The sequence below is a fragment of the Nostoc sp. TCL26-01 genome (assembly GCF_013393945.1).
GTDB lineage: Bacteria > Cyanobacteriota > Cyanobacteriia > Cyanobacteriales > Nostocaceae > Trichormus.
Genome location: NZ_CP040297.1, coordinates 1,084,392 through 1,097,207, shown reverse-complemented (window position 1 = coordinate 1,097,207; position 12,816 = coordinate 1,084,392). Strand labels below are relative to the sequence as shown.

The 12,816-nt window shown below is 39.2% G+C and carries 8 protein-coding genes; all 8 read right to left on the bottom strand.

What is annotated here, in order from left to right; translation table 11 throughout:
- Nucleotides 1-186: 186 nt before the first annotated feature.
- Nucleotides 187-3,531, bottom strand: a complete 3,345-nt coding sequence (locus FD725_RS04590) for a class I SAM-dependent methyltransferase (protein ID WP_179047034.1) — start codon at nt 3,529-3,531, stop codon at nt 187-189.
- 56 nt (nt 3,532-3,587) lie between these two features.
- Nucleotides 3,588-4,385 (bottom strand): hypothetical protein, encoded by a 798-nt coding sequence (locus FD725_RS04585; protein WP_179047033.1) that lies wholly within the window; start codon nt 4,383-4,385, stop codon nt 3,588-3,590.
- Nucleotides 4,386-4,880: 495 nt separating this feature from the next.
- Nucleotides 4,881-6,272 (bottom strand): UDP-glucose/GDP-mannose dehydrogenase family protein, encoded by a 1,392-nt coding sequence (locus FD725_RS04580; protein ID WP_179047032.1) that lies wholly within the window; start codon nt 6,270-6,272, stop codon nt 4,881-4,883.
- A gap of 130 nt (nt 6,273-6,402) precedes the next feature.
- The gene (locus FD725_RS04575) at nt 6,403-7,338 is read right to left on the bottom strand and encodes a UDP-glucuronic acid decarboxylase family protein (RefSeq protein WP_179047031.1); all 936 of its coding nucleotides are present in this window, start codon (nt 7,336-7,338) and stop codon (nt 6,403-6,405) included.
- Between the two features lie 436 nt (nt 7,339-7,774).
- Entirely contained in the window at nt 7,775-9,925 is a 2,151-nt protein-coding gene (locus tag FD725_RS04570) for a cation:proton antiporter (protein ID WP_179047030.1), read from the bottom strand.
- 361 nt (nt 9,926-10,286) lie between these two features.
- On the bottom strand, nt 10,287-10,922 hold the full coding sequence (locus tag FD725_RS04565; protein ID WP_179047029.1) for an HAS-barrel domain-containing protein: 636 nt from the start codon (nt 10,920-10,922) through the stop codon (nt 10,287-10,289).
- A 162-nt stretch (nt 10,923-11,084) separates the two neighbouring features.
- Nucleotides 11,085-11,282 (bottom strand): NAD(P)H dehydrogenase subunit NdhS, encoded by a 198-nt coding sequence (locus FD725_RS04560; protein ID WP_179047028.1) that lies wholly within the window; start codon nt 11,280-11,282, stop codon nt 11,085-11,087.
- A gap of 106 nt (nt 11,283-11,388) precedes the next feature.
- Entirely contained in the window at nt 11,389-12,705 is a 1,317-nt protein-coding gene (gene rodA / locus FD725_RS04555; RefSeq protein ID WP_179047027.1) for a rod shape-determining protein RodA, read from the bottom strand.
- Between the last annotated feature and the right edge of the window lie 111 nt (nt 12,706-12,816).

Here is a 12,816-nt window from a genome sequence, read left to right as displayed (position 1 = left end):
CTAATTTATTGGGTTGAATAATTATAGAATACTGTCTTTTTCGGGTTTCTATATTTCTGGAACCAAACATTTTAAGCTTGCCGCGCTAGTAGGTTGGGTTAAGCGTAGCGCAACATTTTCGCGGATTCGTTGGGTTGAACGAAGTGAAACCCAACCTACTTTTCTGCTTAACTGAACCGTATTGCTTTATGGTTGGAGTATTCTGACTCCTGACTTCTTTTTATTAGCAGCATCAATCAAAGCAGCACTGACAATATCTGCCATTTTTGACCAAGAGAACTTTTGTGCTTGTGCTAAACCTGCTGTAATTAATGATTGACGAACACTAGGCTTTTGTACTTCACAAAGAGCATTTGCTAATCCATCCACATCATCATCTTTAACATATATTGCAGCTTCCCCTGCTACTTCTGGAATAGAGGAATTTGGACAGGTAATTACAGGACAACCACAAGCCATTGCTTCAATGATAGGCATCCCAAAACCTTCATATTTAGAAGGATATACTAAGGCTACTGCACCAGAGTAAGCGATCGCTAACTCTTCATCACTAAGTTGCAACATATGTACAGCACTACCTAATGTATAAGCTCGAAGTTTCGGTGGTAAAATTCCACTACTTCCTGTACAAACAATCTCAAACCCATAGCTATTGGCAAGTTTTGCAAAAGCTTGGAAAAATAAAATGCTATTTTTATTAGCACCATCAATACCAACTAACAAAAAGTAGGGTTTAGTAATACCATGCCTAAACCTAAAAATATTAATATATTCAGGTTTAGCTGGTGAAAAAGTGTTTTTTACACCACAATGAGCTATGGTTACATGATCTATTGGTATATCTGTGAAATATTTGCTCAAGTCACGAGCAGTATTTTCTGAAATTGCTATGTAAGCTGATGCTTGTTTAATAGCTCGATGCTTCTCTTTCCACATAGGACTATTCATATCCCATTCCATAACCTCTGGTATCATGTCATATCCCATGAATACAGAAGGTGCTGTAGTGGGAGTAGTGTAGTAAGAAGAAATAAATAAATCTGCACCTACTTCATCACATATCTGCTGTAATATTTCTCGATCTAGATTAGTATTATTGTAATCATAATGTTTTACATGAATGTATTTAATACCAGGAATATTAGGTGCAGTTTTTGCACGATTAATTACAATAATATGCTTTGCAAACTCGTTTTTTGCCCACTCTTCTAATAAAGATGTCCAAACACGGGCAATACCACTTCGCTGGATTTGAAAGAATATACCATCGACAACAATTATGGGTGATGGTGTGTTAATATTAGTCATCTGTTTTTGTACTTCATTTGGCTTTAGAAACCGCCAACTATCACTATCGCTTTCTTTTTGAGCAATTGGAATTATGCCTCTATGTTCAGCAATATCTACTTGAGTTTCATCTTGCACCCAAGGTAAATATTCTTTCAACAAAAGTGGAAATTTAGTTGTTTTTTGTAAAGCATTCCATTGAGCAACAACATTACCGTAACCATAATATTTTTCTTTAAATCTTAATTGCTCTGGTGTTACATAAGCAAAATGCTGAAACACTAATCCATGTTGTTCCGTTACTGGATGTACAAAAGGATTTACAGTAGCAACATTTTTATATTTACCTTCTGGTAAAGGTTCTACTAATGTGGGAGGCTCATGTGCTGCCCAAATATATCCTGGTTTAAATCGCCATGTTCTTAACCATTCTTGTTGAGGATTGTGTGCATAACAGTTACGAGTACTAATGACTAGTTTTTCACCTACAAAATACGAACACCAATAAAAAGCAGCAGTTTTATCTGGATTACTTATAAATAATTCCCTAGCAGTACAAATCTGTTCTAATGTCCACAGTTCATCTACATCAATTTGCCATAACAAACATTCTTCTTTAATATTAGCAAGTGGTGCATTTACCATTTCCCGTTTTCCATCCCAGAAAACATCTTTTGGTTTACGGTAAATTGTGATGTTATCTGGATAAAGTTCCAGTAATTCATCTAGATATTCTGTAGTACTGTCATGACTACGACCATTTTTATGAATTTCATCACTGATGTGTCCACCCAGTTTCGCACTCCAACTAGTATCATGTTTTAAATCTGCTACACCTTCAACAATATGCCAATGCCATTTGAAAGGTAGTTGCTTAAAAACTTCAATGTGATAACGGATAAATGGTTGTCCATTTAGAACTATAGTGAAAAAGTGAATTGGTAGCAATGCTGATATAAGATTGGTGGCAGCTAATTTTTTTTGTCCACACGCAAGACTTGAAGAATATTCATGATTAACAAGAAAGAATTTTGCTGTTTTATGCCAAGCACGTTCTGAACCAGGCCAAGTATACACAACATCATGAAATGCTATCCAACCATCATTTTTAACTAGTGGAAATGACATTTCAAAATCTTTGAGAACATCTAAATACTGATGAGAACCATCAATAAAAATAAAATCAATAGTTTTATTATTTGTTAATTCATACCAGTTTCTCAATACATCATGTGAGAAACCACGTAACGGGAAGATATATTCTTCAAGTCTATTTACTTTAATGTTTTCCTGCCAAACTTCAAAAAACTGGCGTTCAGAAAAATCAGAGTCATTTCCGTCCCATGTATCAATGGCATAAATTCTGCGATTAGTTCCTATGCAAGCATAGCCCATAGCAACTGTTGAGCGACCTTTAAAAGAACCAATTTCTACAATTACAGCATCTTCTGGAAGTAATTTTACTTTATTAAAAAGGTATTCTTCTTGTCCAGTAATCATGAAGCCTTCTATAGAGGTAACAACATGATTAATAGTTCGATAAACAGATAGCTGAACATTTTTGTGTTTAAAGATAGCGTAGCCATTACGAACGTTTAGCTTAGATTCAATAAGAACATAATTAGAATCATTCAATAAACGTAAGAAATTTTTATTGTTCTTAAATGTATTGATATCATCTAAACAAATATATTTTGCTCCATATATTTCATCTAATTCAGCACTACCAGTAAATTCTGATCCATCGATTAAGACTAGATCAAAACTATCAATGTTATTTTCTAGCTTAATTTTCTTAATGCCATTGGTAGATAGTCCAGAATTCTTTACATATTCAATATCTTGTTGTAGCCAATAGAGAACACGCTCTAATGGATATTTTTTTAAATTATTATTTGTGTTCTGATAGAAATCAATAACTTCTTGTACAGTAGGAAAACTTTCTACAGGGACAGATGATATATTATGAGGATGTACAAAATCATCATTTATGTATTTATTTTCCAACTGTTTAAATCTGTTTTTTGATAATTCTATACAAAATAGTTTTGGCTTGTTTGGGTTATTCTTCAATCCTGTAACTAATGCTTCAGTGCTTCCATCCCCAGAAGATGAACCGATTTCTAAAACTGTTTTAATATCTTCCTCACTAGTAATTTTTTGAAGAGCAAGATAAAATTCATCATTTTTAATTTCAGGGGGAATTAAAGAATTTAGTTCGGAATTTATAATTTTATTATTCATATTGTTAGTGATTGTTTATTTGAAATTTGATTCTGTGATTATTATTGTTTTATATCTTAAATGTAACAATTAAATTTACCTACATATTTAGAGAAAAGTTTATTTACATAATGTACTGCTTCTTCCGGTGAAAGATTATATATTTCCTCAATGTTTGAATTCCAAGGAAATTTTTCTTTTCTATCTGGTTTCTGAAGATAGCCTGTTGTGTAAGCAAATTCTGGTGTTAGTGAAGGACAAGAACTAATTTCTTTAGGAATCAAAAAGGCATTATTGTAGTGTAGCTCTACTAATGAATAATCATATTTTTCACATAAAAGATATAGTTGACAGATACTTTGACCAAAAAAATGGTCACTTGCCCACATATAGCTAGAATCCCATTTGACTGTAAATTTCAGAGGAGGTGGGATTTTTTCATTAATTTCTGTACATATCAATGGAGGTCTAAATTTGCTGAGAATTTGCTCTAAAACAAAGTATTCATAACCATCAATATCTAGGTTTAAAAAACCAAATTTTTGCGGTACTTGATAGGCTTGTAATAAATCAAGAATGTTATCTGGAGTCACCATTGATTTACTAAGAGAAACATTTGAAAAGTTACTGTAATTAGCAGCTAAAGCCGCAAATGTTTTATGATCGCACTCTACGGCTAATCCTGACCAACCTTGTTGGAATAAAAAAAGAGTATTAGACATGGCTACACCATCGCTAGCAGCTATATCTACACAATATCTATGCTCTAAATTAAGTTGGTTCAGATATTTCTCAATAATTCTTTCTTCGTCTAGATAAGAAAATTGATATGGACGAGTTAGTACAACACTATGTCCAGGAGTAATTAGAGCCATAATATTTTGTATAGTTCTTAGTGATTTTAGTTAGCAATTGCTATTACTCTGTTTTTGGTTTAGTTGTTTTAAAGCAAATTTGATATTTTTATCAGAGTAAGCTTGACAAAAATTCTATTGCGCTCTTTGCATTTTTAAATTGCAACTGCACTAAAGATATAGCGGTTATCGCTTGAGCAAAATATCCTTTAGGAGGATAAAAAAAGTTATTTTTCAGTAGATTTTGTATAAAATCCTGATTCTGATATTTGATAGTTAAAAAGTGATGAATGCAGACAATAATTGAGAATGATTTTAAAACAACTTTTGAGCAGGTTTAGTGGGTGCTTGAGCTTTTTGCTAAGTTGGTTGGGGCGATCGCTCTCCCATTGCCTTAGACTTGGATAGGTGTTGACTTTAATACCAAACTATGACAAACAAAAAACCGCCTAAAAAGTTCTAGGCGGTACGAGAATAATTTAGTTATGGTATGTACTTAATCACCAACAGTGTTCCCTATCTACCAACACCTACATATTGGAATCCAGCTCGTACCATTGTTTCGGGGTCGAGGAAGTTACGACCATCGATAATTACGGGGTGGCTCATCAGTTGTGCCATCTTCACGTAGTCTAGGGTGCTAAACTGTTGCCATTCGGTGACTAGTACGAGAGCATCGCAGCCATCAGCCAAGCGTTCGGCATCGGTTTCTACTAGTACACCAGATAGACCATGACGCATTCCCGTTTGAGAAACGATGGGGTCGTAGGCTTTAACTTTAGCGCCTAGTCGGTTGAGTTGTTCAATGAGGTTGAGGGCTGGTGCATCGCGTAAGTCGTCGGTATCGGGTTTGAAGGTCAGACCGAGTAAACCAACTGTTTTACCTTTGAGGATTTTTAGGACTTGTTGGAGTTTTTCTAGAGCAATGAGGCGTTGACGTTCGTTGACGCTGACAGCCGCTTTCATTAATTGGGCTTCGTAGCCGTAGTCATCGGCGGTGTGAATTAGTGCAGCTACGTCTTTGGGGAAACAAGAACCACCCCAACCGATACCAGCTTGTAAAAACTTGTTACCGATGCGGGAGTCTAAACCAATACCTTTGGCTACTTGAGTAACGTCAGCACCAACACGATCGCATATGTTAGCAACTTCGTTAATAAAGCTAATTTTTGTTGCTAGGAAGGCGTTAGCGGCGTATTTGATCATCTCGGCTGAACTCAGGTCTGTTGCCAAGATGGGTACAGCAGGTAAAGATTTGTTTTCCGCAAATTTACGCTCGACTATGGGGGCGTATAATTCTTGCATCATGGCGATCGCTCTGGGGCTATTACCTCCCAAAACAATCCGGTCGGGGTTAAAGGTATCGTATACAGCCGAACCTTCGCGGAGAAACTCTGGGTTACTAACTACATCAAACTGAGGCACAAGCTCAGGTAGTTTATCATCAACAGCTCCACCACCGGCTGTGACGAGGGTTTTTTGGCGTTCTGCAATCCCATCGAGAACAATCATCCGTACCCAATCACCTGAACCGATGGGTACTGTAGATTTATTCACAATTACTTTATAACCACCATTGAGGTTAGCACCGATACCACGAGCCACAGCTTCCACATAACGGGTATCGCTTTCACCGGTGGGTAAAGGCGGTGTACCAACAGCAATAAATAAGATTTCGCCGTGGGCTACTCCTGCTGCCAAATCTGTGCTAAACTCTATCTTCCCATTCTGGATAGCTGACTGCATGATTTCGGAAAGTCCCGGCTCAAAAATCGGTGACTGACCGGCTTTCATGATTTTGACTTTCTCCTCGTTATTGTCTATACAAATAACGTCATGTCCAATGTGAGCCAAGCAAGCACCTGTAACCAAGCCAACGTAACCAGTACCTATTACACAAACACGCATTTTGTTTAACTCCTCACTTGGGGTTATTTTTAACACAAAAAGTAGTCAAGTTAACACTTACACTCGTGGGGGTAGCACTACTCTCAACTGGTAGCTGAAAGTAATGCTCAGGTTTCTGGGAAACCTGCTCCTAGACGGCAGTTTTGATGCGATCGCGGAAATCTTCTATTGTCAGTTTTAACCCCTCTTGCAGAGGAATGGTAGGTTCCCAATTTAACAAGGTTTTTGCTTTTGTGATATCTGGTTGACGACGACGGGGATCGTCAGCAGGTAGCGGCTCGAACTTGATCTGTGCATCGGGATTAATCAAATTTTGCACAGCTTGAGCTAATTCTAGAATCGTGTATTCACCAGGATTTCCCAAATTCACTGGCCCGACATAGTCGCTATTCATCAGGCGGATAAATCCTTCCACTAAGTCGGAAACGTAGCAAAAACTGCGAGTTTGTGAACCATCACCGTATACAGTTAAGGGTGTACCTCTCAAAGCCTGAACTATAAAATTACTAACTACTCGCCCATCGTTTTCTAACATCCTTGGCCCGTAGGTGTTAAATATGCGGACAACGCGAATATCGACTTTATTTTGTCTGTAATAATCAAATGCCAGGGTTTCGGCAATTCTTTTCCCTTCGTCATAACATGAACGGATGCCGATAGGATTGACGTTACCTCGATACTCTTCTGTTTGAGGATGAACTTCCGGATCACCGTATACTTCACTAGTTGAAGCTAAGAAAAATCTAGCTTTGACACGTTTAGCTAGCCCTAGCATATTCAGTGTTCCCATAACGTTAGTTTTAACGGTTTTGACTGGGTTGTACTGATAGTGTACTGGGGAAGCTGGACAAGCCAAATGATAAATTTGATCTACTTCTAACCGGATTGGTTCGGTGATGTCATGGCGGATGAGTTCAAAGTTGGGATGATTTATCCATTTGAGGATGTTGCGTTTATGACCTGTATAGAAGTTGTCTAAGCAAACTACCTCATGTCCTTCAGGTATTAGTCGGTCAATTAGATGGGAACCAATAAACCCCGCACCGCCAGTCACCAAAATTCTCATATTTCCCCAGTTATTTACAGATATTACTAGTGGCTTTTGATATCGGTTTTAAACTACACAGCTCAGATATGACAATACAGCACGAAGATGAGTAATTCCAAATTTCTCTAGAAAATTAGTTTAACTACGTATTGTTACTTGTTACATTTTCCTTAAGATTTTGGCTAATTCATCTAGCAAAATAACAAACATCATTAAATATTTGTGTCTTTTTAACCTAGAATTCATCAAATCTTCAACAAAATAAAGTCTTGATAGAGTAGCACAGCAATTTGATAGGAGTGCTGAGTAGGGAGTGGGGGAGTGCTGAGTGCTGAGTAGGGAGTGAGGGAGTAGGGAGTGAGGGAGTGAGGGAGTGAGTGCTGACTAATGACCAATGACTAATGCCCAATGACTAATGACTAATGACTATTGACTATTGACCAATGACCAATGACTATTGACTATTCCCCACTATGGCCGTACTATGAGAATCCTCTGAGGTGATGAGGTCTGTTTGTACGTGCTGTGGTTCGCCTAGCATGATAATGGAGCAGGTGAGTTGTCTGGCTAGTTGGGTTGTGACATCACTGATTGCTAATCCGCTTGGGTTCGTTTGATTGCGTATAAAAGGTAAAACGACTAAATCATATAGGCGTGCGGCTTGCAAGATTGCTTGAGCGACGTTGTCGTGGGCAATAATTTGGATTTCTGGGGGATTTGGCAAAGCTAACTTAGATACCATCACAGACAGTTGCGATCGCCTACTGGCAATTTTACTGGAACTGGTGCGGCGATCGCATACATTTAATACAGTCACTTGCGCTTGATTGGCTTCAGCTAACATCTGGGCAAATTGCACAGGCTGTAAGCTTGGGGAGATTAAGTTTTCTATTGGGACTAAGATGCGTTGAATTTTGTTAGGTGAATCTACCAGACGTGTCACGGCTACGGGACAATGGGAAGACCAAAGTACACTGTCAATGACATTGCCGAATAATCGCGCCCTTAAGCCAGTACGTTTACCCCAACCCATGACGATTAAATTAGCCTGTTGTTCTCTAGCAGCCCTGCTAATTCCCGGTGCAAAAGCATCATCAATTCGTAGCAGTGGTTTTGTTTCTACACCTAAAGCTTGACTTTGGGTTGTGGCTCTGGCGAGTAAACGCTCACACCTTTGTACAGAGGATTCTAATTGGGGTGCATCCATTTGCGCTGCTGCATGAGCGATCGCTAGTGGGATAATTTTACCCTGGGCTTGGCGTGCCAGTAATGCTGCCATCTCGACTAAATATTGCTGAGTCTGGGGATTATAAACGGCGACAACAATAGTAAAATCACTATCATGGGTTTCTCTTACCTGTTGTGGGGATAAGGTAAGAGTCGCTGGTTCTGTCACTTGGGTAGAAGTTAAAGCTACAGCTGTGCGATTAGTTAGTAAAGGCCCCAATATTGCAGTTACTAACATTAAAATTACGACACTAGTTAAAACTGCCAGTGATAGTAAACCTGTTCGATATCCGACGAAAGTTATGGCTAATGTTGTCGTAACTTTCGGGATGGATAACGACCAGATGATCAACATTTCTTGCCAACTGTAGCCATAGACAAATTTTGCTAACCATGCAGCAATAAATTTGCTGCCAATTAAGGCGACAACAATTAAAAAACTTAACTTCAGTATATAAAAATTATTAATTAAACTAGGTAGATAAATCAGCAACCCCAAGTTAACGAAAAAAATCGGAATAAATAAAACATTCCCAATGAAAACTACCTTTTCTTTAACTGGCCCTTCCCCTACAGCTTCATTGACGGCTAAACCTACTAAAAATGCTCCTAAAATTTTCTCTATGCCGATAAATTGAGCTACCACAGCCGCCAGGAATACGGAAAGAATCACAAATAAAAACTTATTTCCTTCGTCGTCTCCTGAACGGCGAAAAAATTCTTTACCAGCCCAATCAATCCCGACTAAAATCACAGCAGTATAAATAATTAACCAACCAAATAGAGTAAGTATTTGGGCTACATTAAATACTCCAGTTGGTGATATGGCAACACAAATAGTTGATACTAATAATGTGCTAACATTGGTAAAAACTGTAGCACCAATTGTACTGGTGATAGCTGCATTACTGACTACTCCCAAACGATTAATAATGGGGTATGCCACAAGGGTATGAGCAGCGAGTAAAGAGCCTAATAATATAGAAGTATTCCCACCAAAGTTAAAAATTCTGCCAATAAAAGTGCCGATAACAAAAGGAATGCTAAAGCTAAAGCCACCAAAACCCAATGCACGGTTACTGCGCCGCCGTACTAGTTCAATATCAACCTCTAAACCGGCAACAAACATCAAATAAATTAAACCAATATCTGATAGCAATCTCATCATTGGCGATGCTGCTGGTAAGAGATTCCAACCAGATGACCCCAATATTAACCCAGCAAAAACTAACCCAACGATTCCTGGTAATCTCAGTCTCTCAAACAGAATAGGTACAACTAAAATGACTATCAATAAAATTGCAAAAGGAACAATAGGTTCCTGTCCAAGAACTTGAGAAGCTGGTTCTAGAGCAAGAACTGGTAATATGTGTTCCATAAATTCGCACTTATATAATTCGTAATTCGTAATACTCGCCAAAGGCGAGAAGCAAGCTACGTAATTCGTAATTTGTAATACCGCTACGCGGAAGCTAGCTACGTAATTACGCAAGTTATGGTAATTCCCAATTACATGAGATAAACTGTAGCCTCTAGCTTTTATTAGGCAATCAATGATAATTAACTAGAGTACTCTGATTAGATTTTTGTTGGTGTAGCCTACGCTTACGTATACAAAATTCAGTATATATTCATTTTCTAGAACCCTATTGCCTATTGCCTATTGCCTATTGCCTATTGCCTATTGCCTATTGCCTCACTAAGCAAATCAGTTTAGTAATCAAAGCGGATGCCCATACCTATGGGTGGATTTGACTCAAAATAAACCGTAGGCGATCGTAGTCATCTTTTAGGAGTATGCTAAGAGTGCGTCCAGCTTTGATTAACCATTCACGGTCAGCTTTGCGTAACTGGTAGACTTCACGAATAGTAGCTGCGGCTAAAGAATCCACTGGTGCGCCGTTAATTGACAGCAAAGTCCGCAAAAAATCTAATTCTTCCGTAAATTTAACTATGGTTTCCGGTTCGGAACGGTGTACTGCTTGATGGATTTGTGGCGGACGGGGTGGTAGATACTGATACATCTTGCGATCGCCCTCAAAGCCAACGATCGCTGCTCGAAATTCTGTCTTGAGCATAGCAAATATTTGGGGTTGTTCTTCGCGCAAATCTTGCAACGACAACCCCATCGCTACTGCTCTATGCACAGAATCCACAGGCATTGTAGTAGCATGATACACCACAGCATAGACTTGATTACCTGACTCTTCATCCACAGCGCACACCCAACTACCAAACGGCGGCATAGATGGAAAGCTTAAGTCTTCTGGTTCTAAACACTGTGCTAAAAATTCAGTAGTTGTAGTTTCCACCACCTCGGCAATGTGGCTAGGAGAGCGATCGCTTCTATTAAACTGTGGTAAGGGGAGACGCATTTATATAATTCGTAATACTCGCCAAAGGCGAGAAGCAAGCTACGTAATTCGTAATTCGTAATTAGGAAGTCTTTGTGTTGGGGTTGCAAGATCCCCAACTACTGTAAGAAATCGGGGATCTGAATCACAGTCAGAACTAATGACCAATGACCAATGACTAATTTACTTTCCTTTCTTTTTACCGGGGGTGATTTCTACAGGTTCTAGTTCTGATAGGCGAAAGGTGATGAGTTTATCCCAGTTACCGCCTTCAAATAGAACAGCGACTTTACCGTCAGTTACCCGTTGTACCAGTCCTTCGTAGCGATAATATGTGTCTGCCGGATTCTTTACGCGAACTGTTGCTCCAGGTAGAATCATGATTTTTAACCTTGTTTACTCCTGTAAATAGCTTAATACTGATCATCAATCCCTAGTCTAGCTTTTTCAACTATTGACCATTGACTATTGACTATTGACCCTTGACTCAAAAATAATACTTCTGTCGTTGACGGAAATTTGCCACCGATTCGACTATTCCTAGAGAAATAAAATTGGTCAACATCGCAGAACGTCCGTAACTCATCCACGGTAGAGGAATACCGGCTACAGGTGCTAAACCCACAGTCATACCGACATTGACGATTAACTGAAACACAATCATTGATAAAACACCAATAGCCAACAGCGAACCAAAATTATCTTTGGCTGTTTGCGCTACGTGCAGTAATCGCCAACAAATCAAGCAGAAGACAAATAAAACGACTAAACAGCCGATAAAACCAAACTCTTCACCGACAGCCGAGAAAATAAAGTCAGTGTGCTGTTCCGGGACAAAATTCAGTTGTGTCATCGGCCCCTTAAACAAACCCCAACCCCACACTTCCCCTGCACCGATGGCAATTCGAGATTGGTGTTGATGGTAGCCAGCCCCCAAAAGGTTTTCTCCTGGACGGAGAAAGGTGGTCAGACGGTCTTTTTGATAGTCTTTAAGGACATGATTCCAGGCAAATACTCCTAATTCTCCACCTAGCATATTCAGCGAGAAAGCACCAATACCCGCAATGCCAAACCGTCGCCAAGGGAGAGTTTTCCAACCGACAATCCCCATAGCCAACGACCAAATTATCCCTAAAGGCCCCAAAGCTATTTCTTTAAATAAGACTAATGGTGCTGATAACGGCCAGTGTGTACCAAACAAAATTGCTGCGACTATGGGAGAAATTAACAGGATTAACCAACCAGGGTTAGCATTTGCCCAATACAACATCCCTAAAACGATCGCCCCAAACACCAGTGATGTTGCTAAATCCGGCTGGACAAATACCAACAACCAAGGTAATCCAGTGAAGGCTAAAGCCCGGCAAAAATTCGGTAAGGTAGCCGCCGTACTTTTGTGTAATAAGGCTGCTAATGTAATGATGATCCCCACTTTGGCAAATTCAGAAGGCTGGACATTAAAGCCAGCAACACTGATCCACCTTTGAGCGCCTTTAGCACTAGTCCCAGCAATCATCACCGCAATCAGGCTGAGATTTGTTAGTGCATAAGTTATCCAATGCCATTGCAGCAAGTTTTCGTAACGACAGCGAGCAATAAATAAAGCGATCAAAGTACCGATACCAGCAACCAACCAGTGCCACCACCAGTCTGTCACAGGCTGTTTGAGTTCTGTACTGAGAATCATCAAACCGCCAAAAATGCTAACTCCTACAGGCAAACAAAATAGTAGCAAATCGACCTGTTGCCAAGGCTTAACCCAAGACTTCCAGCGAATTTTGGGGAGCGATCGTTTTAACAACATTTGTGTAAGTTTTATAGAGTAGTGAGTGAGAGAGTGCTGAGTGCTGTTAGCGGAAGCGGGGCGTTTAGCCCGTGCTGAGTGAGGGAGTGAGGGAGTGCTGAGTTTTGACTA

Coding starts and splice junctions, on each gene's coding strand:
- FD725_RS04590 (WP_179047034.1), bottom strand. CDS start 3,531: ATGAATAATAAAATTATAAATTCCGAACTAAATTCTTTAATTCCCCCT.
- FD725_RS04585 (WP_179047033.1), bottom strand. CDS start 4,385: ATGGCTCTAATTACTCCTGGACATAGTGTTGTACTAACTCGTCCATAT.
- FD725_RS04580 (WP_179047032.1), bottom strand. CDS start 6,272: ATGCGTGTTTGTGTAATAGGTACTGGTTACGTTGGCTTGGTTACAGGT.
- FD725_RS04575 (WP_179047031.1), bottom strand. CDS start 7,338: ATGAGAATTTTGGTGACTGGCGGTGCGGGGTTTATTGGTTCCCATCTA.
- FD725_RS04570 (WP_179047030.1), bottom strand. CDS start 9,925: ATGGAACACATATTACCAGTTCTTGCTCTAGAACCAGCTTCTCAAGTT.
- FD725_RS04565 (WP_179047029.1), bottom strand. CDS start 10,922: ATGCGTCTCCCCTTACCACAGTTTAATAGAAGCGATCGCTCTCCTAGC.
- FD725_RS04560 (WP_179047028.1), bottom strand. CDS start 11,282: ATGATTCTACCTGGAGCAACAGTTCGCGTAAAGAATCCGGCAGACACA.
- rodA (WP_179047027.1), bottom strand. CDS start 12,705: ATGTTGTTAAAACGATCGCTCCCCAAAATTCGCTGGAAGTCTTGGGTT.